The 24,055-nt window shown below is 47.9% G+C and carries 17 protein-coding genes, 1 pseudogene, 1 CRISPR repeat array and 1 riboswitch (1 of these 20 running past the window's edge); of the genes and pseudogenes, 3 read left to right on the top strand and 15 right to left on the bottom strand.

From position 1 onward, the window contains the following. Positions 1–79: 79 nt before the first annotated feature. From H9Q77_RS13190 to H9Q77_RS13205, 4 genes and pseudogenes are all read right to left on the bottom strand, one after another. Entirely contained in the window at positions 80–1,828 is a 1,749-nt protein-coding gene (locus tag H9Q77_RS13190; protein WP_118545761.1) for a methyl-accepting chemotaxis protein, read from the bottom strand. Positions 1,829–2,017: 189 nt separating this feature from the next. Beyond that, a pseudogene (locus H9Q77_RS13195) lies at positions 2,018–3,301 on the bottom strand (MATE family efflux transporter); the annotation flags it as partial. A gap of 147 nt (positions 3,302–3,448) precedes the next feature. After that, positions 3,449–3,904 carry an IS200/IS605 family transposase gene (gene tnpA, locus H9Q77_RS13200; RefSeq protein ID WP_118799699.1) on the bottom strand — a complete coding sequence of 152 codons (456 nt, stop codon included), beginning with the start codon at positions 3,902–3,904 and terminating at the stop codon, positions 3,449–3,451. A gap of 304 nt (positions 3,905–4,208) precedes the next feature. Then, entirely contained in the window at positions 4,209–5,621 is a 1,413-nt protein-coding gene (locus H9Q77_RS13205; protein ID WP_119623999.1) for an alanine/glycine:cation symporter family protein, read from the bottom strand. Positions 5,622–5,696: 75 nt separating this feature from the next. Beyond that, positions 5,697–5,816: riboswitch (glycine riboswitch) on the bottom strand. 135 nt (positions 5,817–5,951) lie between these two features. On the opposite strand from H9Q77_RS13205, the gene H9Q77_RS13210 reads away from it, so the two are divergent. After that, entirely contained in the window at positions 5,952–7,622 is a 1,671-nt protein-coding gene (locus H9Q77_RS13210; protein ID WP_249325843.1) for a GGDEF domain-containing protein, read from the top strand. Positions 7,623–8,777: 1,155 nt separating this feature from the next. Here H9Q77_RS13210 and H9Q77_RS13215 read toward each other — a convergent pair. The 5 genes from H9Q77_RS13215 to H9Q77_RS13235 all read right to left on the bottom strand — a co-directional run bounded on the left by H9Q77_RS13215 (position 8,778) and on the right by H9Q77_RS13235 (position 14,477). Continuing rightward, positions 8,778–10,106, bottom strand: coding sequence for an MATE family efflux transporter (locus H9Q77_RS13215; protein WP_249327166.1), 1,329 nt, complete (start codon positions 10,104–10,106; stop codon positions 8,778–8,780). A 10-nt stretch (positions 10,107–10,116) separates the two neighbouring features. After that, positions 10,117–10,569, bottom strand: coding sequence for a MarR family winged helix-turn-helix transcriptional regulator (locus tag H9Q77_RS13220; protein ID WP_118545767.1), 453 nt, complete (start codon positions 10,567–10,569; stop codon positions 10,117–10,119). A gap of 247 nt (positions 10,570–10,816) precedes the next feature. Continuing rightward, a complete protein-coding gene (locus tag H9Q77_RS13225) occupies positions 10,817–12,289 on the bottom strand; it encodes a C69 family dipeptidase (RefSeq protein WP_249325844.1) in 1,473 nt (490 codons plus the stop codon). Between the two features lie 73 nt (positions 12,290–12,362). Then, entirely contained in the window at positions 12,363–13,673 is a 1,311-nt protein-coding gene (locus tag H9Q77_RS13230; protein WP_118545769.1) for a glycoside hydrolase family 28 protein, read from the bottom strand. A gap of 123 nt (positions 13,674–13,796) precedes the next feature. Next, complete coding sequence (locus tag H9Q77_RS13235) at positions 13,797–14,477, bottom strand: class I SAM-dependent methyltransferase (RefSeq protein ID WP_249325845.1); 681 nt, start codon at positions 14,475–14,477, stop codon at positions 13,797–13,799. 237 nt (positions 14,478–14,714) lie between these two features. Here H9Q77_RS13235 and H9Q77_RS13240 point away from each other — a divergent pair, with 237 nt between their 5' ends. Beyond that, positions 14,715–15,686 carry a tRNA dihydrouridine synthase gene (locus H9Q77_RS13240; RefSeq protein ID WP_249325847.1) on the top strand — a complete coding sequence of 324 codons (972 nt, stop codon included), beginning with the start codon at positions 14,715–14,717 and terminating at the stop codon, positions 15,684–15,686. Between the two features lie 21 nt (positions 15,687–15,707). Here H9Q77_RS13240 and H9Q77_RS13245 read toward each other — a convergent pair whose 3' ends face one another. After that, positions 15,708–16,763 carry a transglutaminase domain-containing protein gene (locus H9Q77_RS13245; RefSeq protein ID WP_118545771.1) on the bottom strand — a complete coding sequence of 352 codons (1,056 nt, stop codon included), beginning with the start codon at positions 16,761–16,763 and terminating at the stop codon, positions 15,708–15,710. Positions 16,764–16,948: 185 nt separating this feature from the next. Here H9Q77_RS13245 and H9Q77_RS13250 point away from each other — a divergent pair, with 185 nt between their 5' ends. Beyond that, entirely contained in the window at positions 16,949–17,488 is a 540-nt protein-coding gene (locus tag H9Q77_RS13250) for a hypothetical protein (RefSeq protein ID WP_118545773.1), read from the top strand. Positions 17,489–17,519: 31 nt separating this feature from the next. Here H9Q77_RS13250 and H9Q77_RS13255 read toward each other — a convergent pair whose 3' ends face one another. The 5 genes from H9Q77_RS13255 to H9Q77_RS13275 all read right to left on the bottom strand — a co-directional run bounded on the left by H9Q77_RS13255 (position 17,520) and on the right by H9Q77_RS13275 (position 20,830). Further along, positions 17,520–18,536 (bottom strand): metallophosphoesterase, encoded by a 1,017-nt coding sequence (locus H9Q77_RS13255; protein WP_249325848.1) that lies wholly within the window; start codon positions 18,534–18,536, stop codon positions 17,520–17,522. 58 nt (positions 18,537–18,594) lie between these two features. Beyond that, entirely contained in the window at positions 18,595–19,755 is a 1,161-nt protein-coding gene (locus H9Q77_RS13260) for an aromatic amino acid transport family protein (RefSeq protein ID WP_118545777.1), read from the bottom strand. A 31-nt stretch (positions 19,756–19,786) separates the two neighbouring features. Further along, entirely contained in the window at positions 19,787–20,173 is a 387-nt protein-coding gene (locus H9Q77_RS13265) for a type II toxin-antitoxin system HicB family antitoxin (protein WP_249325849.1), read from the bottom strand. A 1-nt stretch (position 20,174) separates the two neighbouring features. After that, entirely contained in the window at positions 20,175–20,363 is a 189-nt protein-coding gene (locus H9Q77_RS13270; protein WP_118550041.1) for a type II toxin-antitoxin system HicA family toxin, read from the bottom strand. A 281-nt stretch (positions 20,364–20,644) separates the two neighbouring features. Further along, positions 20,645–20,830, bottom strand: a complete 186-nt coding sequence (locus H9Q77_RS13275; protein WP_249325850.1) for a hypothetical protein — start codon at positions 20,828–20,830, stop codon at positions 20,645–20,647. 56 nt (positions 20,831–20,886) lie between these two features. Continuing rightward, positions 20,887–24,055: a CRISPR direct-repeat array (repeat unit 32 nt; unit sequence ATTTCAATCCACGCTCCCACGAGGGGAGCGAC) (it continues 1,220 nt past the right edge of the window).

Consider the following 24,055-nt stretch of genomic DNA (forward strand, 5'->3'; position numbering starts at 1 on the left):
CCGATTTTCTATGAAAACCGGACTGCATTTTCTGTCATTTATATGTTATCTCCCTGCCGGACAACTTCCGGCCCCCTCTTTATACCTTGAAAACATCCAGTACCTTTTCCAACTTATCCGCTAATGCCAGCAGATTCTCAGAAGAAGTCATCAGTTCTGTCATGGTATCACTCATTCCATGAGCCGCTTGCATGGTACTGTCTGCGGATGCTGCATTCTGTTCGGAGATTGCCGACAGTCCTTCCACCACATCGCGGATCGCACTTCCGGACTGTCCCAAGACATCCATCTTCTCCCGGATACCGCCGATATGCTGCAGGGAATTCTCTACACCGTCCGCTACTGCCGCAGTCTTCACACCGGTCTCCTCTAACTTGCTCTGCTGGTGATTCATGTTGGCTTCCACTTCACCCATGATCTCCACCATTCTGCCGGAAGACTCCATGATATTTTGGATGATCTGCTCGATCTCGGTTGCGGAGCGCTTGGACTGGTCAGCCAGCTTACTGATCTGCTCTGCCACCACTGCGAAGCCTCTTCCCGCTTCCCCGGCTCTGGCTGCTTCAATGCTGGCATTCAATGACAGCAGATCTGTCTCGTCCGCAATATCCTGAATCATGGATACTGCCTTGGTAATATTCTGAATTGCTCCGTTCATATCCTTAATCTGTTCCGCTACCCGCAGGACAGATTCCTTGGTGCTTTCGTTGGAGCTGTTCAGTTCCTTCATGATCTCTTCGGAAGCTTTCTCCGCTTCTGCCATCCTGCCGGCATAATCCGTCAGAGAATTCACTTTGTCGGAGATATACTCGATTTGTTCACCGATACGCACCACGTTCGTATTGGCATCCGTTGTTTCATCCGCCTGGTTCCTGGCACCTTCAGAGATCTCCCCTACTGCCTGGTATACGTCGTTGACAGATTCCTGGGTATCCTGCGCCATCTTGATTAGTTTGTTGGAAGATACTGTCAGATTATCCGCGGAATCCTTGATATCCGTCACAATGGTGCGCAGCGTCTTCTGCAATTTCACAGAGATCCGGTAGACATCTCCCAATTCATCCTTTTTTCTGCACTGCTTTTCATCCGGTTCTGCATCCAGTTCTCCGTTCACGATTCTGCCCAGGAAATGCTTCGTCTTCTTCATGGTTTTCACCATGCTTCGGGATAATACGCTTACAAGCACTGCCGCCACAAGAACGCATGCCACAGCAATCAGGATAATATCCTTCACCTGCGTATGAATCGTGTCCTGTACCCCCTGCACCGGTGTTGCCACCTCAATGGCGCCGATCACAGAACCGTCGGAGTTGATCAGCGGTTGATAATACACATAGTAATCCACTTCGGAGATGTCGCAATCCTTAAGGAACAGCGGTTCTCCCGTCTGAATCTGCTCGTAGATCTCCGTCTCCAGACCTGTACCGTTGATACGACCTCCCTCCGGTTTCGTCAGCGTTGTGATCAGACGCATATTCCCGTACAGGAAAGACACCTGGAATCCCGTCTTCTCCTGCAATCCGTCGATCAGCTGCGTCTCCCCGGAAATAGATGTGCCTCCCTTGCGCACCTTGCCTCCCTTATCTCTGGTGTAATCACCTTCATACAGATTGGTGTAAGTCTCGTCCACGCTGACGCCTACGATCTGCAATGCTTTCTCAATCTGTTCCTCGATGCCTGCTTCCAAAGCTCTGGAGCCCACGGTCGCAACCAGTGCACACACAATGATCATCGGCAGAAGACTCAGCGCCAGTATCTTTTTGGAAATTGTGAAAAATGGCTTTTTCTTCCCTTTTACTTCCGTTTTCTTGTTCTCTGTCTTCTTCATACTTACCACATCTGCCTTTCTGTAAAAGACTTCGTCATATTCAATCTATCTCGAAAACGTTTAAGTATTTTCTCGGTGAAATCATTGTAACATTTTCCATATGGTAATACAATTCGACAAAATTACAAGTATTTTACTGTCAGATTTGGTTATTTTTCCTCAACGTTAAGTAAAAACAACTTTTTTTGTTTACGAAACAGTTAAGTTTTTCTGCCTCCAGACCGGCATACGCAGTATCTTTATCAATAGCGGAATGATCATGATAAACCACACAATAGGCTCCGCCGCGATGACACCCGGGTATCCGAACATGGGAACCAGCGTCGCCGCGATCACAATTTTCCCTATCATCTCCAGAGAGCTGGAGATCAGCGGTACGATCCGCTCTCCAAGTCCCTGCATGGAGTTTCTCACAATACAGATTACCGCTGTCACATAATAGAACAGTGTATCTACCTTCAGATATAATGTGGCATTGTAGATCACTTCCGGAGTTTTGCTGCCGGTGACCAGCCATACCAGCCAGTCACCGATGGTATAAGCAGTCACAATATTAAGCGTACACCAGATGCAGGTATAACCGGTTGCCAACAGGATTCCTCTGCGGATCCGTTCGATTTTGCCGGCTCCCAGATTTTGTCCGCAATAGGTCGCCATTGTCTGACCGAAGACGCTGAACATGATCATGAAGATTTCAGAGATCTTGCGGGCTGCCGTATGGGCAATGATAATATTCTGTCCCAGCTTATTGATGGAGGTCTGCAATGTCAATGTACCGATATTGACCAGCGAGCTCATGAATCCCATGGAAAGACCGGAGCTTAACATATTGCGGAGCATTCCGGCATCCTGCAGCTTCAGATCATCCACACGTATCCGCAGAATTTCATACTTTTTCCACAGATAGACCGCACACACCACCACAGCGATCAGCTGCGACAGCACAGTAGCAACTGCGGCACCCAGCACTCCCATATGCAGCACCACGATCAGAAGCAGATCTCCTCCGATATTCAGCACCACCGACACCGCCAGCACGATCAGCGGGGTCACGGTATCTCCGATCGCTCTTAGGGTCGCCGATAATACATCATAAAATAAAGTAACAACAAGTCCCGCTATGATCACGGACACATACTGTGTTGCTGTATTCAGCAGATTTTCCGGCACATTCAGGAATCTGAGGATCGGCTGCAAAAATACAAGCCCTCCAAGTGTCAGTACCACAGCTGCCAATAGGCCAAGCACCAGAGAATTACCTAAGGATCTGCGCAATCTGTCCATATCCTTCGCTCCGAAGCACTGTGCCGAAATAATAGCAAAGCCATTGCACATTCCCATCAGGAACTGTACGATCAGATTGCTCAGCGTCGTCGTAGCCCCCACTGCCGCCAGGGCATTATCTCCCAGAAAAGTACCTACGATGCGGGTATCTGCCAGGCTGTAAGTAAGTTGTAATAAATTAGCTAAAAAATCACCACCACCCGTCTAACGGGTGGTTTGCTCTGAGGCTATAAGCCTCTGTTACCGGCCAGCGCCTAAAGACGCTGGCTTTCACTTTGTTCAAGCCACTACGCCCTTGACTCGTCGCCGCCCTTCAAAGGGCGTCTGTATTACCGGCTACCCCTTGAAGGGGTCCTCGTACTCCTTCACACTGAGTTTATCCTGCATGATATCGTACTTCTCCTGGTCTTGTATATACTTTTTTATAGTTGCCTCATTAAGTCCTACTGTACTTACATAGTATCCTTCTGACCAGAAATGTCTGTTTCCAAATTTATACTTTAGGTTTGCGTGCTTATCATAAATCATAAGTGCACTTTTTCCCTTTAAGTATCCCATAAACTGTGACACACTGTATTTCGGTGGTATGCTTACTAACATATGAATATGGTCGGGCATAAGATGCCCTTCTATAATCTCTACTCCTTTGTATGCACACAATTGTTTCAAAATATCTCTAATGCTCTCTTTGTATTGATTATAAATTATTTTTCGTCTATACTTTGGAGTGAAGACGATATGGTACTTACACATCCACTTTGTGTGTGCTAAATCGTTGGTCTTATTGGCCATTTTAATCACCTTTCCTTTCTGTAATAGTGGCTTGGACACCTCTATTATACCTTGGAAAGGTGATTGTGCTATAAGCACCTGCCCACCACCCGCATAGCAGGTGGTTTATTGTTTCGCACATCTCCATTTCTCCGTTTGGAGAAACTCCGATGCACTCAACAGGCTAAAGCCCATAAATAGGAAGGGCAAACGTCAGTATCAAAACTGACGGTCTGCCCTTTGTAAGATCTTTCATATAGTTCCTCACTTCTATACTTCCGGAAAAAATATGGATTTTCCCGCGTGATAGGGCTACAGAACTTTTTTAAAACTTTTTCTTGGCATTGTCAAGGTATTTCTTGGTCTCAGCCACCACAACACCATTTAATGCCAACAGTGCGATCAGATTCGGGATCGCCATCAGACCGTTGAAGATATCTGCGATGGTCCATACTGCCTTAACAGTCATGTAGGGTCCAATGAATACGCAGGCAATGTAGATCCAACGGTATACTTTGATCGCCTTCGGCTTCTGACCGATCAGGTATTCCAGGCATCTCTCGCTGTAGTAATCCCATCCGAGGATCGTGGTAAATGCAAAGAATACCAGACATACCATCAGGATAAAGGATGCAATAAAGCTGTTAAAAGGCAGTCCCTGCTGGAAAGCTCTGGTGGTAACATCCACGCCGTCCAGACCTACGTTCCAGGAATCGGTAATTACGATCGTAAGACCGGTCATGGTACAAATGATCAGAGTATCAATGATGGTACCCATCATGGAGATCAGACCCTGTTTGGCAGGAGAGTCGTTCTGCGCTGCAGCCGCTGCGATCGGTGCACTACCGATACCGGCTTCGTTGGAGAAAATACCTCTCGCAATACCCTTCTGCATTGCCATGATAACCGCTCCCAAAGCACCGCCGGCTACGGCACGCATACCAAACGCACTCTGTACAATGGTTACGATAGCTGCCGGAATGGCAGTTACATTAAAGATCAATACTAACAGACAGGCTACTACATAAGTCACTGCCATAAAAGGAACGATGACCTGTGCCACGGTGGAGATACGCTTTAATCCACCGATAACAACCAGTGCCACGCAGATGGTCAAAAGGATTCCGGAGATCACCACGCTCCAGGAATAGTCCATGCCGAAGAGCTGTACGGTATGTGCATTATTTGCATCGAAGAAATTATGTACCGCACTGGTGATACCGTTGATCTGGGTAAAGGTTCCGATACCGAACAATCCTACGCATACACCCATAAAAGCGAAGATCTTCGCCAGCCATTTCCAGCTCTTGCCCATACCGTTTTCGATATAGTAGAAGGGTCCGCCGATGATGTGTCCGTCCTCTGCTACCACACGATATTTCACCGCCAGCAGGCACTCGGAATACTTTGTAGCCGTACCTACCAGCGCAGCGATCCACATCCAGAACAAAGCTCCGGGACCGCCTGCTACAATAGCCGTTGCCACACCAACGATATTACCGGTTCCGATGGTAGCGGACAATGCCGTACACAGTGCCGCGAAACTGGATACTTCGCCGTCTTCGCCCGACTTTTCATTGGCAATTAAGTGTTTGATTGCATGGGGAAGCTTCGTGATCTGCAAAAAACGAAGTCTGGCTGTGAGAAAAAGGCCGGTAGCCAGAATGAGGACAATCAGGGGGATGCCCCAGACGAAATCATCCACTGTGGTCAGAAAGTTACTAATCATGTCTAACATATTCCCTCTCCTTCCGTCACCTTTTGTGACGTCCTATCGTAGATTGATTTCTTCCGAAGAGAATGGGAATAAGCATATAGATGCTCTGTCCTTTTGCCTGAGAGATTAGCAGCTTTACTGCCGTACACCTTCGGCGCCTTCTATACAGAAATATGAAAATCGCTTTCCGTAGAAGGACTCTCCAGAGTAAATCTTTACCGCACTAAAGCGGCAACAAAATCACAATAGCATACTTTTTCACCCATTGCAACGTTTTTTTATCTTTAGTCATTGATCTGACCAACACAGACATTGACTTTTATGGTACCTGATTACTATAATATAATTCATATGAATACTAACACGAACAATCACAAAACTTCATATTCCATTACATGTGGACTGTTTTTCCTGATCATGTGTTCTGTGATTTTTACGGTACTGTACTACAGTCTGCCCAGGCAGAACCGTGAGCCGGCAATATCGGATTATATTGACTTTTCAGAAGGCTGGACCACCTCCGATGGACGCCCCGTTGATTTTTCCCATATCAGTGGCACCTGCACAGTGACCAAGAAGCTTCCTGCGCTGACTCACGACATGACTCTTTTCTTTTTTTATAAAAGTTCCAATGTGACGATCCTGATAGACGACCGGCAGATCTATGAGACCATGCAGCCGGAGAGAGTTTTCTTCGGCAAGACACCGGGAGCCTCTTATGTCTCTCTGCCGATCTACCGGGAAGATTCCGGGCGCACGCTCACCCTGATGATCGATAATCCTTACGGAGACGGCAGTGGCAAAATCAATGATATGTATCTGGGACGTAGTGAAGATATCCTGATAAGCCGCATCCGCGACAAGGCACCCGGATTCGGCATCAGCTTCCTGATCGCCCATCTGGGTCTGGCATTTATCCTGTTTTATCTGCCATTACACAAGAAGCACATCATCGGCAGTGAGATGCTTTATCTGGGATTGTTTGCCCTGAATATCGGTATCTTCATGTTGGCAGATAACCGTATGCTGCAGCTGATCCTGCGTAATAGCCATATTTATCATACAATTGCGGAACTTTTTATGATGCTGATCACCATTCCACTGTTTCTGTACCTTGGCAAAATGTATACAGAGTACTCCCCTGTGATGGTACAGACAGTATGCCTGATCAGTGTCATGGATTTCAGTATACGTTTTTGCCTGAATCTGACCGGCCGCAAGGACTTCCATGAAAGTCTTCGTCTGACCCATATTACTTTTAGCATTCTGATCGCGCTTGTTATCTACGCCATCGGCAAGGGATTTTATCAGAATCAAAAGCAGCATCTGAAGCACAATCTATATCATAACCTTGGAATTCTGTGTCTGTGCTTTGGCGTTCTACTGGATATCCTGCTGCTATGGTTCGGCAGTGTTCCCGAGACCAGCTTCTTCACACGGATCGGTGTGCTTATGTTCCTGATCATGGAAGCAGTCCAGGTTACCCTGCGCCTCATGACCAACTATCAGGAAGGCGTTCGCATGCAACTGCTCAGCCGCCTGGCTTATCGCGATGGCCTGACTGACCTGCTGAACCGTACTTCCTATATGGAAGAATTGAAAAGACTGGACGCATCCCATAATTTTCATGTGTTGCTGGCACTGTACGATGTGAATAACCTCAAATATGTGAACGACACCTACGGTCACCAAAGCGGTGATGAAATGATCCGCCGGGTAGCGGATACTCTGTTGGCACATCTCGGTTCCTTAGGAAAATGTTACCGGATCGGCGGAGATGAGTTCGTATTTCTGTCGACCGCAGCCAATTCTGAAAAAGAATTTCTCAAGCTGCAAAGAGATTTCGAAGCGTCTCTGGGAGTTCTGAAGCTTCCGGACGGTTCCGAGCATCCCATTACTGTAGCCATGGGATATTCCGTACTGACCCATAACATGCCTCGTTCCATGGACGATGTGGTCCGGGAAGCCGATGCCAAAATGTACGAGGCGAAACGACGAATGAAAACAGAAAATCGATCATAAGCGTTGCAGATCTTATTTCATTTTGTAATGTAACTTGAAAGTTAGTGAAATAGTTGTTCTAAAATCCACGCAGAAAGGACTGCCCGCCTCGGACTCGGATGCTAGCTACAACTGTGGATTTTCTAAAGGAAAGTGGACAAGTGTTTCTCGTCATGACGGGGCCGCCTTTACGTTGCCATCCATGTGCACCAAAAGCCATGCAAGCATGGCTTGGCTAACGCGAACATCATGTTCGCGTTGCCCCTGCGGCTCAATCACTTTCCAAGAAAATCTCACAGTCTCCGCCGCATCTATGTCCGGGGGAGCAGTCCTTTTCTGCTGGGTTATGAAAAACATCCCAATTATTTAGGCAGAGCATTTGAGAATACATGTGCAGAAGTTAAAAACAAGGATTTAGTATGTGCAAAAAAGAAGGAAATACATGCGAATAATTCAAAAGTCAAAATTAAGTATGTGTAACAAGTCGGAAAATACATGCCTTAAAGCAAAAAATAATGATCCGGCATGTATGATAACCGGGAAAACACATGCGCAATAGGCTAAAATGGAAAATAGGTATGTAAATAGCTTTAGGAAACACATGTATAAAATTTAAAAAAAAGAATTAATTATGTAAATGACTTTGTAGGAATACAGAAACCAGCAACACGAGATAGACATAGTAGTTTTTCATGGGATTTTCAAAACACAGAACGCCCACGGCGAATGGAATGTCCTTCCGAAGATGTTTGTCGGGAGGTGGTGATATTTTCTCGAAAAGTGTTGAAAGACAGGGTGGAGCGAACAGGACGTTCGCGACAGGCGGATGTTGCCATGGATGGCAACTGGAGCCGTGCCCGTACGGATTAGAACCGCTACTCACTTTTCGTCAGAAAATTCCCACCGGGAGACCTTACATCGAGGAAGGATGTCCCGTCCGCCGTGGGCGTTCGTGGTTTCTTCACTAACTCTCCAGTTAGTTTGGTGTAAAAACTCTAGAAACAATGAATTCCGTACAAAAAAATTCCCAAATCCGGAATTTTTGTACGGAATTTCTTCATTTTGCACGCTCAGCGAAAATAACAGCTTTTTACATGGCAAAATCTCCTGTTTTTGTATTTTTTTAGAAAAAAATAGCGTTTTTAATACAAACAGAACTCCCCGCGTAACTCTCCATCAACTACGCTTGGCCGCATGTTCCAGATAGAGGAAACATGCCACGTTCAACACAATTCCAAACGCAGTAGAGATGGGGGCTGCGAGGCCGATATTGGTGAGGCTTGCGTCCGGCTGAATGCTCATATAGTAAGCAAAGGGAAGGCGTACGAGAAGGGTCTGGATCAGTCCCTGGAGCATGACCCACACGGTCTTGCCATTACCGTTAAAATATCCCATCATGCTGAACAGCACAGCAGTCAATAGCGTCTCCGGTGCGAAACCTTTCAGATACTCATACCCTCTCTGCACCACTGCCGCATCCGCGGAGAAGATACCTGCCAGCAGATTCCCCCGGAAGAACACCAGTACAAAGACGAAGCATCCCACCAAAAGTCCGATGCCGATACCGGTGAACATGGTCTTCTTCGCCCGCTTCTGTTCTCCGGCACCTACATTCTGTGACACGAAAGAAGAAGTGGACTGCATCAGTGCACTGGGGATCAGCATGGCAAAGTTGACGATCTTGCATGCCACGCCGTAGCCGGAGGAAGCTTCCAGTCCCAGGCGGTTGACAAAGGCGCACAGTGCCAGGAAAGAGCCTTGCGTCAGGCACTCCTGCAAAGCTAACGGCAGACCAATCTGCAGGAATTTACCGCACTGGGGATTCCAACGAAAATCGTATCCGGTAATGGTAAAGGGCAGTCCCTTTTTCACAAGGCGTACAATTGCAAACACTACGCTCAATGCCTGGGCAAAAACAGTAGCCAGTGCCGCTCCCATGGCATCCATGCCCAGTCCTGCCACCAGTACCAGATCACCCACGATATTGACAATGCATGCCACGAAGACAAACAACAGCGGGGAATTGCTGTCACCCAGTCCTCGAAAGATCGCGGACAATACGTTATATGCCACAATAAAAAAGATTCCCGCACCACAGATCCGTATGTAAGCTGCGGTCAGTCCTACCGCCTCTTCCGGTGCCTGCATGAGAACCGCAATAGGACGGGCAAAGCCCACCATAATTACAAACAGCACCAGCGAGATCGCTGCAAATACAACGGTTCCGCCGCCGATAATGCTGCCGATCTGCTCCTCCTTCTTCTCCCCGAGATACCGGGCGATCAGCACGGTGATACCCATGGCCAGCTGCGTCACTACAAAAGTCACCAGATTCAGCACCTGGCTGCCGGTAGAGACTCCGGACAATCCCGAAGTGGAGCCGAACCGTCCCACTACCAGCAGGTCTACCGCACCGTAAGCCGCCTGTAAGATTAAGGCACCCAAAATGGGAACCATGAAACGGAGCAGCTTTTTCAAAATACTTCCCTGTGTAAAATCCATCATGTCATTTTCTTTATTTTTCAAACTTCTCTCTCCTCTCGCACATCACCTGATAAAAGGTCTCTATGGTCTGTATCATCACTTTCGCATCTGCTTCGGAAATGCTCTCCAGATACGGTGCCAGACCGGCAAAATAATTCTCATTATATTTTTCCGACAGTTTTCGTCCCTCTTCCGTTAGAGAAATATAGGTGATCCTGCCGTCTTCCGCCGCATTGGCTTTCCGCAGATAACCCTTTTCTTCCATTTCTTTTACTGTCCGCGTCACGCCGGGACGGGGGATGTTCAGATAGTCACTGATATCTGAAATCTTCACAGCAGACCCCTGCCTCTCCATGATCTGGATCACATCTAGGAAATGAATATAAGAAGGTGTCACGCCCGAGGGCAGCGCAGGAAGCATCTCCCGGATCCGTTTTGCCTGATAGCAGGCATCCAACATTCGTTTTATCGTCTGAATCGTCATTCTTTTCCTCTCTGATATCTTTTTCTATCCTATATTTTGTTTTTATAGTTACCTTTGGTAATTATCTTTGGTAATTATATGGAAACACTTTTAATTTGTCAATAGGATATTTTCATAAGCACGAAAACATATAAATGAAAACAGCAGACCCTTTTTGTGGGAATCTGCTGTTTTTTTCCTATAGACTTCATTTTTTATTTTTCTTTATTTCAATTTCAAATCATACGTTTTTTACTTATAGAACTGTTTACGCATCCGATCTGGCATAGGCGTTTTTCATCTGCCCACTGAGTTCATACAGGACTTTGTCCAGAGTATCGGCTGCCTCACACTGAAGCATCCCGGCAATCTTTTCGTTGGCCTCTTCCTGTATTTTTTTACGAGTTTCCTCATCGGTCTCCTGCTCCAGCAATGTATCGTAACGGTTCAGGAGCTCGTGACTTTTCGCTGCTATGCTTTCCTGATAACGTTCGATATGGAACACGGATTTGCTATAAGAAGCATCGGCCATGGCTGCGATCATACGGCTCATCCAGTAGAAGTTCTCGGTGGAGACTTTTCCGGTGGTTCCGGACAGGTAGCCGGGTGTCGTATCTATGTCAGTGTAGAACGGAGCCAGTACATTAAATGCATTGGATGCAAATGCCAGCCACTGGATCGGCTCGCCCTCCGGGCGCATCTGGATCAGTGCCATGTCATCATTACGGTTAATGCCGATCGAACGATATGCTCCACACATAGTTTTATCCCCATACGAAGCATAAGGATCATAAGGCGTTCCCTGATAATGAGAAGACAATACGTATTTTACATCCTCCACCGTGATCTTCTTCTCAGGCACCATGCACCAGGGCAGATCATCCGAAAATGGCGTGTACTCCGCATTCGGACCATCCCAACGTTTCGTCCGGGGATTCAGGGTCCGCAGCATGTACCAGGCTCTTGCGGTATTGTATACATGGTCGGAATCGTCATGGCTGCCAAAGGCATCTCTGGCAGAAAAGCTGCCGTCCTGTGACAGATCCAGATGATGCTTTTCGATAAACTCTTTCAGATCTGCAGAGCACATATGATTCTCCTGTGCGTTCAGGGCATCCTCCAGATCAAAAGCATCGATTCCGAACTGGTTCGGCATCACCACATATGCTTCATCCGGCACTCTGCGGGCAATCCAGTGATGACCGCCGATCGTCTCCAGCCACCAGATCTCGTTTTTATCGGAAAAAGCAATCCCATTCATCTCATAGGTGCCGTATTTTTCCAACAGACTTCCCAGCCTCGTGACACCTTCTCTGGCACTATGAATATAAGGGAGCACCACAGATACAATATCCTCCTCACCGATACCTCCGGGAATCTCTTCTGCGCCGTCCTTCGCCGGTACATATTCCACCAGTGGATCTGCTCCCAGGACTCTGGCATTCGAAGTGATGGTCTCTGTAGCCGTCATGCCCACACCTGCCGCATTGATACCGTGTGCCGCCCAGATGCCTTCTCCCTCCAGCGCATTGGGCACTGCGGTATAACGCAAAGCCTCCTCGGGCAGATCGATCTCCACATGAGAAAGCACGGATCTGTATTTTGTCGGCTGTTCTTCCGGATGCACCACCACAAATTTCTTCGGGGTAAACTGTCCGGAGGGGGAATCATCGTTCCGGGCGATCATGGTGGATCCGTCATAAGATGCTTTTTTTCCTACTAATATGGTTGTACATGGCATAATCATTACCTCCTGCTATTATGCTACAAAAAATTTCCCGTGAGTAACAAAAATCTGTTTCCTGTCTGGAACCTTACACCAGCTTCTGTCCATTCACCACAACATTACGGATCGTCTCCGGTCTGCCCTGCAGAGGCTCAATCTTCGTAAACTGTCTGCAGCCGGTGACTTCGATATTTTCCATAGACAGATCTCTAAAATATGGGATGTCCTCTTCATTTTCCATGGCAATGGTCTCATTACGGTTCAGAGAATTCAGGACATAAGACATCGTAAGGATCACTGCCTCGCCCTTGATCTCGCTCATATGGATATTGCGGAGTGTGATGTTTTCCACCACGCCGCCGCGTCCCAGCGCACTCTTCATGCGGACACCCACATCGGTTCCCACGAAAGTACAGTTCTCCACCAGAATGTCTTTTACCCCACGGGACATCTCGCTACCGATGACAAAGCCTCCGTGGCCTTCATTCACCAGACAATCATGAATGTAGACATTGCTGCAAGGGCCTTCGATCCTGCGGGCGATGGCATTTTTGCCGGATTTCATGCAGATAGCATCGTCACCGGTCTCGAAGGTGCTGTGATGAATGTGCACATTGGTGCAGGATTCCACATCGATGCCGTCACCATTCTGTGCATAGTACGGATTACGGATCTTCACACTGTCCACGGTAAGGTCCTCGCAAAAATAGGGATGAATATTCCATGCCGGAGAGTTCATAAACGTTGCGCCCTGTAACAATACCTTTTTACAATAACGCAGACTGACCATCACCGGACGGTAAAAATCATAATAAGGTGCCGCAGCAGCCAGTGCCTCTTCGGTGGTTCCCTGGATGTTATGGCGATTGCCTTCCAGAATGGTCTCAGTAGGCATCCAGATCTCCGTCTCCTTCGTCTCGATCACATAAGGACTGATCTGAAACAGCGCATCCCACTGCTTTGCCGTCATCTTGAATTTCTTGACTGGACGCCATTTATCACCGCTTCCATCTATGATACCATCTCCGGTGATGGCGATATTTTCTGCATTTTCCGCGGTAACGGGAGATACGGTGCGAATGCAGTCCTGCCCTTCATAGCTGGTGATCCGCAGCGGATAGTCCTCTTTGGACTTGATGAATTTTAACATAGCCTGACTGTCCAGATGAAGATTGACACCGCTTAACAGCCGGAGCGGAGCCACCGCCCAGATGCCTGCGGGAACTCTTACCGTACCGCCCCCCTGCTCCGACACTTCGCAGATTGCGCGGTTAATGGCCTCCGCATTGTGTCTGCCGGTCTCGATCTGCAAATCGCCGCTCTTCGCGCCGTATTCTGCTATGGACACCTCCCGGTCCGGGAACTGGGGAATTTCTACTTTATAATTCTGATTATACATGGTTATTGTTTTCTCCTTTGAATATTTTCATGGATACTTTCACATTTTCTATGTTTCTGATTCTAGCGTGTTCCGTTTCGGACTTCCACCCGGTTTTTGCGTTTTTCCGAAGGGTTCTACTGCTTATTTGTGCCCTTCCGCGCAGATCCAGTCCTCGCCGTCTTTTAAGTGAATCTGTACCTCTTCAAATCCTGCATTTTCCAGCAGTTCCCGGAATTCTTCCGGTGTGGGATTAAACAGATGGAATCTTTGAATGTTTTCCCGCACCTGTTCCGGCAGATCCTCCTTCTGGTAAATGTCGGCCACCAGTAAAAAGGTTCCCTGCTCCTTCAATACCCGGTAGACTTCTTTCAGATTCTCCGCGGGATCCGGCCAGAAATAAAAGCTTTCCACCGTAATGATCTTGTCAAAAGCATTGTCCGCAAAAGGCAGTTTTTCCACTGAGGCTTCCACGAGATCCATTTTTCCCTGCTGCAGTGCTTCTGCATTGGTTTTCCCGGAAAGCTCCAGTGAAGTGGCGGAATAATCCACTCCGGTCAGATGTCCGTCACGCACCTCTTCACTCATGCGTTTCAGAGTTGCTCCTCCACCGCAGCCGATGTCCAGAATCCGGTCATTCTCCCGGATCTTCCAGTGTTCCAGCGCCCAGCCGGTCACTGCGTAGTGGCTTTCGTTCATGCGGCGCAGCATCTTCTCCCCATCCTCCCCGACCGGTTTCCCGGGGTTGCCGGAAATAGTGATCGCCTGCTGGGCGCGTTCGTTGGTGGTTAGGTTTATGGTATTATTTTCTGTTTTTTCAGTCATGATCTTTATTCCTTCTTCCAGCCGCTTTCTTTTTGGATCTTTGCGGTTTTCTTTGCAATTTTTACTATCTCTATTATAATAGTAATTGTTTATAATCATGTAAAGGGCAATCCCGTTATTAAGAATATCTCTGAATAAGGGATTTGGCAAAACACCTGATACAAAGTACAATCTGCGAAAGCATACGCCGGAAATGCAGTGGAACGCTTGCAGGTTACGGAAAGGCATACATTTTTTATGAAATATTATCTTGCCCCCATGGAGGGACTGACCACTTATAATTTCCGCACTAACTGGAACCGCTGTTACGGCGGCATGGACAAATATTTTACCCCTTTTATCTCCAATCGGCACATGAACAGCAGAGAACGCAACGATGTGCTTCCGGAACATAATGTGGGCATGTACACCGTACCGCAGATCCTGACCAATAAGGCGGAGGAATTTCTGTCGCTGGCAGAGCAGCTGGCCGGATATGGCTACCATGAGGTCAACCTGAATCTGGGCTGTCCTTCCGGGACGGTGGTGGCAAGAAACCGCGGTGCCGGATTCTTAGGCACGCCCCGGGAACTGGAGGATTTTCTGGACGAAATTTTCGAAAAATGCCCGTTGGAAATTTCCATTAAAACCCGCATCGGCATGGAATATCCTGATGAATGGGCTCCGTTACTGAAAATATATCAAAAATTTCCCATGAAGGAGCTGATCATTCATCCCAGGCTACAAAAGGAAGGCTACAAGGGGACACCCCATCTGGAGGCTTTCGCAGAGGCGGTGGAAGCCCTGCAATGTCCGCTGTGCTATAACGGGGATATTACCTCTCCGGAGACACTCGCGCACATCCTGGAAAAACTGCCCATGGTCGATACTGTCATGATCGGTCGGGGAATCTTGCAAAATCCGGGACTGTTACAGCAGTTGAAGGCTACTTCCACTGATTTCGATGGGGTGTCTCTGCCGTCTTCGGAAGATTGTCTGGATGTTTTGAAGGAATTCCACAATTCTCTCCTGGCGGGATATCAGGTGATCATGTCCGGCGATACTAATACACTGTATAAAATGAAGGATCTCTGGACTTTCTTAAGCCGCAGCTTCGAATCCCCCGACAAATACGTAAAAAAGATCCGCAAAGCCACGGATGTCAGTGACTATAAACTGGCCGTCAATGCGTTATTCCGGGAGTGCGCATTGAAGTCGGAGAATTCTTGATCCTGACATCATCCCATACCTTTATTCCCCGGTGTCAAACTGTTCTCCTTCGTTGGCGTCTTCCATGACGACCTCCGGCTCCGGGATGCCTGCATTTTCCACATAGCTGAAATGAATGACCGCCTGTGGCCAGTTGAGACTGATCCGAGCGGTCTTCTGCCGCTCCTCGCCTGCCTTGCGGATCAGTTCCAACAGTTCCTGCAGGACTTCTCTGGTCAGATAGCCTCCCCGCCACTGGAACGTCATGGCCCGGCTTTTTTTCGCCATCTGCTGTGCTCTTTTATATACTTCTTCCGTTTTCGTAAAGGAAAGTTTTTTCTCCTTGTAATAAAAATGATCGTTGTCCGGACAGCCGGGTGCCGGGGCGATCAACGGTTCATGATCCCGGAACACTGCTTTATCTCCCAGATTGAAATAGTCGTAGCGGATCTCTCCGGGTGCTTCCGCATTGCCCTGATGTTTTCCCAATGTATTGTCAAATGTGGCATCCAGATGGTAATACTGCCCGCCGATCCGCACAATATTCCAAGTGTGACGGTACTTGATCCCTTTCTCCGGATTGTTGCCGCAGATAGCGATTACACACCACACACCCAGCGCATCACAAAGCACCTTCACCGATTTGGCAATGCCCTCGCAGACACCCACGCCCTGTCCCAGCGGTCCGATAATCTCATGGGAATAGGGCTTTTTCAACTTATCGTAGGTGATATTTTCGCAGATAAAGTCGTGAATGTACTTCTCTTTTTCCCACTCTGTGAACTTTGCGGCAGATCTTGCCAGCTTTTCCACCCGGGACTGCATGGCTTTCTGATGTTCTCTGATCTTATTTTTCTCAAACAGATACTCCGGCACGAAGATGATGTTGGGGGAGTCCTGATAATATCTATACCGATAACTCACCACCCAGAAGATCTCCGGATGATCCAGCCGCAGTCGGAAAAATACGTCATACAATTCTTCCGCCGGGATCCGCGGCAGCTGGATCTCGTCTGCCAGCGCCAGCACTCCCTGCTGCATAGCGTGATAGGCGGCCTGCTGGGGCTTGTTCATTTTCTGATAGTAATATGGTTCCATGGTAGTTTCCTATTCTATTGTTTTCATCTGTCTTATTTTTACATTTTAACAGAAGGTTTTTCTTTTGGGTGGATGTTTTTGATATTTTAAAAAAAATTTATTTCTTATGCAACTTTTCTGAAGACTGTACAGTCTAATCATCAGAGACCTGTAAAAAATGGTTTTATTACGAAAGGAGTTTTATTATGAAAAACAAATTTATCTGTGCACTTTTAACTACTGTGATGGTATTATCTTTTGCTGCCTGCGGCAGTCAGGGAAACGGAGCTGCTACCTCTGTGGAAAGCACCGTAGCTTCCGAAAGCCAGGTTACAGAAAGCAATACAGAAGCCACTACTGAAACCGCATCCACCGAAAGCACCTCTACGGCGGAAGGAGCCTATGAAGACAACTTTGCAGTTCCCACAGAAGATGCTACCTCTTTCGCTAAAAAGATCCAGGATGCCGTAGCCGCTGAAGATCTGGATGCTCTCGCTGATTTGGTCAATTATCCGGTCTATGTTGCTCTGGGCGATGGCAGTGTGATCGAAACCAGGGAAGATCTGATTGCCTTAGGTGCAGACAAAATCTTCACCCCTGAACTGAAAGACTCTATGGCTAATGCTGATCTGTCCGAATTAAGCCCCAGTATGGCAGGCTTCACCCTCTACAGCACCGGTGACGGTCCTAACATCACCTTCAATGTCCAGAACGGAGTACTCGGCATCAGCGGTATCAATTACTAATCATTCTCGTACAAATTGGGGGAGCCTTTCATTAGGCTCCCCTTACTCGTGTCGAAACAACCGTTGTCAACGGTACCATAGTGATGTCTATGTTCCCGTCTGTCTTACGCGTGATCAGTGTGGCTCCCCGCTGGATATATTGCTTCGCGATGCCGGAATATCCCAGATAATCAATGGACATTCCGTAAGTCATGCGGATACCTTTATAGGTCAGTGACAACGTATTCAGATGATCGTGTCCACAGAAGATCCATTTTAACCAGCTGTTATCCACCGCTTTTTCGAAAAAATGAGGTGGTCGGTTCGATATTCCGAAATACTCATTCTTTTCTCCGATACTACCGTGTTCATAGATCACACTGTGATCACCTAGTTTCATCTTCTCGTAGGCTTCCTTGAACTCCGCGGGCGGCATGTGGAAAAATGCCATAGCCGGTACTTTTCTCTCGTTCAATTTCTCCATGCACCAGTCCGTCTGATCCTCATGGATGCAGTCGAAACCGCTGAAAAACCAGCCGTCGCCGTACATGTTAGAGTCCAGGTGGATGAGTGGCAGGAGAATTCTGCCTTCTCCATCGATCAGATCTAGTACAAAATTTCCGACGCCTGCAATGGGGTTTTGAGGACTATGCTCATATCTTCCTTTGGTAAAAACAGCGTATTTTCCCGTTGCAAAAATCTCCGCCAGCTGCTCTTTATTGCATGCAGCCCCCATCTCACAGTCATGATTGCCGAATACAAACGTATAGGGAATCTGAAAACCATCCAGAAACGCTAACAGCTTTTGCGCCTGTTTCCTATTATTCATCGTCCCGCTTTTGGGGAAAAACGGAAACACAGAATCCCCGGTCAGGACGATCAGATCCGGTCGCGTCCGGCGGACCAGCTCCGTCACCGCTGCCAGCGCCAGTCTGTCCTTTTTCCCGGAAAACATGCCGAAACCAAGGTGCAGGTCTGTCAGCTGTAATATTTTATAATCTCTGTCCGTCGGGATGCGAAGAGAAAAAGTCTCTTCGTCCAGAATTTGAAAATTTTGAGAGGTATACATAGGAATCTCTTTTCTGTCACTTAATCTGTTTCACTATTGTATTTGAGTTTTTTTGAAATCAGCTCAATGGGATCAACGCACCGATTGCAGACAGCAGCGTAGACAGCACCATCAGCACCTGAAACGGCACTGTGCCGATCACGCCGCAGATAGGACTGCTGCCGGCTTTTTTCCTGGACTTTCCATAGGTCAGCACCAGCATGATGCTCACCAGTACCACAACGCCACTCATAATCCGGGTCAGAACGATAAAGCTGTTCACGCCAAACACAGCAAACAGGATGCAGGGGACTGTGGCGATCAGCCAGCTGATGCGGTTGCCGCTGCCGATCTGCTCATGAACCACATCGCGGAGGGCGAGAGTATTGCTCCAGAACGTGGTAAGTAAAGCAAACAAGGAAAATATGCCTGCCAGGATCATTGCCCAGGTACCGATACTCTCTCCCAACTGCATGTATGCCAGTTCTTTTTCCAGCGCTCCCTTGGTTCCCAGGAGAACCGTGCCCGTTACGATCAGAACAAACACTGAGGAAAGCCCAAAACCGATGAAGATGGAGCGGCGGATCTGTTTCGCGTTGCCATCCAGACCTTTCACCACCTGGATCACTGCCTGATTGGCAGAAGTGGCGAATACCACCATGCTGTACAGCGCCAGCAGATTGTTCCAGTGGAACTGTGCCCGTTGCAAAGAATTCAGTGGATGCATAAATGTGCCTACCGTCATCACTGCCACAATTCCCATGAGGACAATGACTGCGTACTTCTGCGCGATGCCCACGGCTTTCATTCCGATAAATACCACAACTCCGGCGATCACATAGTACAAAACCTGCGCCGCCACAAAAGGCATTCCAAACCAGTTCACAAAAATCTGTGCTCCGCCGTTGATATTGCCGCTGACACCAATCATAATTGCCAGCCCATAGACAATAAATACACTCCAGCTGAAGATCTGCTTCATTTTCCCATGAAACAGCTCTCCCTCAAAGCTTTTCACCAGCTGGACACCACCGTTATTGTAAGACAGCTCGGCAATGATCAGGTGCAAGATCACGTTCACACAATAGGCGATCAATACCATCCACACGACATCCATCATGCTGTTCTTCGTGGCAAGATACGGAACGGCGATGATGCCGGTACCGATGCTGTTGCCGACGATCATGCTGATGGCTTCGAAGGTCGTGAGATGGGCTTCGGATTGGATGGGGTGGGACATGGGGAGGACCTCCTTTGTAAAAATACTGATTTTATAAAAGTTTTGTGGTAAGTGCTTCCTGCAGTACTTTTGAACAGTTGATTCCACGTTTATCGGCAAGTTTGGACATCCATGCCGGAAGCGAGACATTTTTTCGGACCGCCTTGGTGTCAGTCATGCTGCGATATTTAATCGTATCTGCCTGGATGATCGTAAGAATATCTGTCGGTAAATGAGGAATCTCTGCCTGGGGTGTAGGCTCATTCGGAGTAATTTCTTCATCCTCCAGACCAACAAGACAAAGATTCAATGCATCTGTAATAAGTGCAATCGCTTCTGTCAAAGTCGGTGCTGTTGTAATACACCCGTCCACATCCGGAATCTTCGCATAGAAAGTGCCGTCTTTTTCGGTAATAACAGCAGTATATGTGTATTGCATATCATTTACCTCCTTCTATATTTGCTTCTTTCAAAATATATCGCATATCATTTTCATTAAAATCATGACGTTTTACAGGAATGGTCTGCTTGGTATTCGGTTTGAAATACAGGTCATGACTTGCTCCATGTCTTTTAAAAATAAAACCGTTCTTTTCCAATTCTTTAATTGTTTTCTTTCGTGGATGCATTCTTCTCTCCTTTTATATTATACACAACATTACACAAAATCAATAGCAAAATACGCAAATTTACGCAAAAATCATGTGATATTTATAACATTAAAAATTCAAATTGTGACATAGGAAATATAAATAGATTCTGTTAAAACTGACTTTAAAAGATATCGTAATTATCAACATGCTATACAATATCAGACATAAAATAGAATAGTATAAGAAATGATTACAATCTGTTTTGATTTCAATATAAAGCATTTCTTGTCTGTAAATGAAAAAATCCAAAGAACTAATTATGCTTTCATGTTCTCTTCTTGCATCCAAAGTGGCATATAGTTTCCATCTTTTTGCTTATAAAAATTTTTACTCAAATATCTGTTTTCCATCTCGTATTCTTCCGGTGTCATTCCGTTTCTCCAAAATGGGGCTTCCATAAGCGTTTCCGTTGCCCAATCGCTTTGCCTGACCGTCTTGCTCAATTAAATGTCCTCCTTCTATGTAATCACACAGTACATTATATACGATTGTCTTTTCTATTTCAATCGTCGCTCCCGCAAGGGGAGCGACGCCCGTGAGGATTTTGGTATTCATGTAGGTGACATTTCAATCCACACTCACGCGAGGGGAGCGACGTACACGTTCTTATAACCCAACAGCTTGTAAGCGATTTCAATCCACGCTCCCGCAAGGGGAGCGACGGTTAGCCTTGTGACCAAGGACAGCGCCCACAAGCATTTCAATCCACGCTCCCGCGAGGGGAGCGACCACTCTTCTCGGCGAGCAGACCGAGTACGATATGATTTCAATTCACGCTCCCGCGAGGGGAGCGACAATCGAAGTCCAGCGGGATGAAGTTGGTATCATAGATTTCAATTCGCGCTCCCGCGAGGGGAGCGACGCCTCCTTATCCGGCATATTCTTGGTCTTTTGCAAATTTCAATCCGCGCTCCCGCGAGGGGAGCGACCGCTTCCGGGCATCCTCCAAAATCTTGCCAACAATTTCAATCCGCGCTCCCGCGAGGGGAGCGACCTTGTCCATACCCTCTACGTGGTGCCCAGGTGGGATTTCAACCCGCGCTCCCACAAGGGGAGCGACAACGTAATCAGTGGCTTAGGAATCAGCGTCGAATTATTTCAATCCGCGCTCCCACGAGGGGAGCGACGTTCAATATAACACGGGTTCCCGGGAATGTAAAATTTCAATCCGCGCTCCCACGAGGGGAGCGACAAAGTCCTTGCCCCATTCCTTGCCGACTTTATTATTTCAATCCTCGCTCCCGCGAAGGGAGCGACCACTACCCGGAGGACAAGCTGGATGAGATGGAGCAATTTCAATCCTCGCTCCCGCGAGGGGAGCGACTGCTATCGGATAATATAGGATCATCAGTTCCAGATTTCAATCCTCGCTCCCGCGAGGGGAGCGACGAGTATGCCGAGTGGATGCGCTTTAACATGCCGCTATTTCAATCCTCGCTCCCACGAGGGGAGCGACGCTGCACTTCCTCCGGCATTTCCGTTGCCATGTATTTCAATCCGCGCTCCCACGAGGGGAGCGACTAGTAGGTAATGACCTTTTTTTTAAGAAGACCATATTTCAATCCACGCTCCCACGAGGGGAGCGACTTTCTAAACTGGAATAGTCATAATTATTTTTCGATTTCAATCCACGCTCCCACGAGGGGAGCGACGATCGTGGAAAGCACGTCTTTAATTTTATCATGTATTTCAATCCACGCTCCCACGAGGGGAGCGACTCAGATAGTCGATGTATGTATTTGCAACGTTTTATTTCAATCCACGCTCCCACGAGGGGAGCGACGGCACACGTAGAACAGTAGTATCCCTCATGGTTGATTTCAATCCACGCTCCCACGAGGGGAGCGACTGTAATACACCACATTATTCTCGGTGATTTTACCATTTCAATCCACGCTCCCACGAGGGGAGCGACGGCGGTTCGGGTTCTGATCCTGGATTCCAACCAATTTCAATCCACGCTCCCACGAGGGGAGCGACACAACGGCCATTCCGGCGGTTGCAAATGCTATTATATTTCAATCCACGCTCCCACGAGGGGAGCGACAAGACGTACAATCCGCGCTTGATATGTCCCAGGAATTTCAATCCACGCTCCCACGAGGGGAGCGACGGCGGACAAGCGCCGTGGGGAATTGCCGGAAAAGATTTCAATCCACGCTCCCACGAGGGGAGCGACGCGCTACGTCCTTCGTCGTCATACGGACTAACATTATTTCAATCCACGCTCCCACGAGGGGAGCGACTATGTCCCAGGAGAAATTTAACGCCATGATGGCAATTTCAATCCACGCTCCCACGAGGGGAGCGACGTTTATTGGTTTCGATTGCTGTTTTGATATTCTGATTTCAATCCACGCTCCCACGAGGGGAGCGACATTAACAGCGTGTACGAAAGAGGGCTTCGCCAGATTTCAATCCACGCTCCCACGAGGGGAGCGACCGCCAGTTGATTCAAAATTCGATTTACTGGTATATATTTCAATCCACGCTCCCACGAGGGGAGCGACCTGCTGGATCAATGCGTCAATCGCTTCGTAAAGCAATTTCAATCCACGCTCCCACGAGGGGAGCGACCAGATCAGCTTCATAGATACCGGGAACCTCAGGATTTCAATCCACGCTCCCACGAGGGGAGCGACAAATGAGAGACGCACGCAATTTTGATGCATTTTAATTTCAATCCACGCTCCCACGAGGGGAGCGACATTTGTTCTCTTCAAATAAATAATACCATGACTGATTTCAATCCACGCTCCCACGAGGGGAGCGACAGGGCATCGCCAAACACGAATATACACAGTTGGCATTTCAATCCACGCTCCCACGAGGGGAGCGACGTGGCGGTTGCTGACCGTATGCGTGCCGTGGATATTTCAATCCACGCTCCCACGAGGGGAGCGACCCTTGACAGCAACCACCTTTTCCGAGAGAGCAGAATTTCAATCCACGCTCCCACGAGGGGAGCGACCTATGCGCACCGGCAAATTTCTTGTGTAGGGTAATTTCAATCCACGCTCCCACGAGGGGAGCGACCCATAGTGTTGTATCTCCTTTCTTTAGAATCTTATTTCAATCCACGCTCCCACGAGGGGAGCGACAACGGTCGGTTCTGGAGCAGGGCTGGATCGGTATATTTCAATCCACGCTCCCACGAGGGGAGCGACATGAGATCAGAGTGGATGTATATCACCTGTTCTTATTTCAATCCACGCTCCCACGAGGGGAGCGACGAGACCATGCGTAGATCATATGCAAAGGATCAGCGATTTCAATCCACGCTCCCACGAGGGGAGCGACTATGATCTAGAATATGATACCGTAAGATACGCTAATTTCAATCCACGCTCCCACGAGGGGAGCGACGGGATTCGGAGTGTCCGCTTACATCTAACACGGTATTTCAATCCACGCTCCCACGAGGGGAGCGACCGGCATCCAAAAGTACTGTTAATGCTATAACAGATTTCAATCCACGCTCCCACGAGGGGAGCGACGTTGCCTGCTTCATCCTTCATGTCGTACTGGTTAGCATTTCAATCCACGCTCCCACGAGGGGAGCGACATCGCTTCCGCATTGCCACCGGATACGGTGACAGATTTCAATCCACGCTCCCACGAGGGGAGCGACATTAACAGCGTGTACGAAAGAGGGCTTCGCCAGATTT

It is taken from the genome of Simiaoa sunii (assembly GCF_014337175.1).
In the GTDB taxonomy this organism is placed as follows: Bacteria; Bacillota; Clostridia; order Lachnospirales; family Lachnospiraceae; genus Acetatifactor; species Acetatifactor intestinalis.

Bases quoted from the DNA above. Each gene is read 5' to 3' on its own strand.
- H9Q77_RS13190 (WP_118545761.1), bottom strand. From the start codon at position 1,828: ATGAAGAAGACAGAGAACAAGAAAACGGAAGTAAAAGGGAAGAAAAAG.
- tnpA (WP_118799699.1), bottom strand. From the start codon at position 3,904: ATGGCCAATAAGACCAACGATTTAGCACACACAAAGTGGATGTGTAAG.
- H9Q77_RS13205 (WP_119623999.1), bottom strand. From the start codon at position 5,621: ATGTTAGACATGATTAGTAACTTTCTGACCACAGTGGATGATTTCGTC.
- H9Q77_RS13210 (WP_249325843.1), top strand. From the start codon at position 5,952: ATGAATACTAACACGAACAATCACAAAACTTCATATTCCATTACATGT.
- H9Q77_RS13215 (WP_249327166.1), bottom strand. From the start codon at position 10,106: ATGATGGATTTTACACAGGGAAGTATTTTGAAAAAGCTGCTCCGTTTC.
- H9Q77_RS13220 (WP_118545767.1), bottom strand. From the start codon at position 10,569: ATGACGATTCAGACGATAAAACGAATGTTGGATGCCTGCTATCAGGCA.
- H9Q77_RS13225 (WP_249325844.1), bottom strand. From the start codon at position 12,289: ATGCCATGTACAACCATATTAGTAGGAAAAAAAGCATCTTATGACGGA.
- H9Q77_RS13230 (WP_118545769.1), bottom strand. From the start codon at position 13,673: ATGTATAATCAGAATTATAAAGTAGAAATTCCCCAGTTCCCGGACCGG.
- H9Q77_RS13235 (WP_249325845.1), bottom strand. From the start codon at position 14,477: ATGACTGAAAAAACAGAAAATAATACCATAAACCTAACCACCAACGAA.
- H9Q77_RS13240 (WP_249325847.1), top strand. From the start codon at position 14,715: ATGAAATATTATCTTGCCCCCATGGAGGGACTGACCACTTATAATTTC.
- H9Q77_RS13245 (WP_118545771.1), bottom strand. From the start codon at position 16,763: ATGGAACCATATTACTATCAGAAAATGAACAAGCCCCAGCAGGCCGCC.
- H9Q77_RS13250 (WP_118545773.1), top strand. From the start codon at position 16,949: ATGAAAAACAAATTTATCTGTGCACTTTTAACTACTGTGATGGTATTA.
- H9Q77_RS13255 (WP_249325848.1), bottom strand. From the start codon at position 18,536: ATGTATACCTCTCAAAATTTTCAAATTCTGGACGAAGAGACTTTTTCT.
- H9Q77_RS13260 (WP_118545777.1), bottom strand. From the start codon at position 19,755: ATGTCCCACCCCATCCAATCCGAAGCCCATCTCACGACCTTCGAAGCC.
- H9Q77_RS13265 (WP_249325849.1), bottom strand. From the start codon at position 20,173: ATGCAATACACATATACTGCTGTTATTACCGAAAAAGACGGCACTTTC.
- H9Q77_RS13270 (WP_118550041.1), bottom strand. From the start codon at position 20,363: ATGCATCCACGAAAGAAAACAATTAAAGAATTGGAAAAGAACGGTTTT.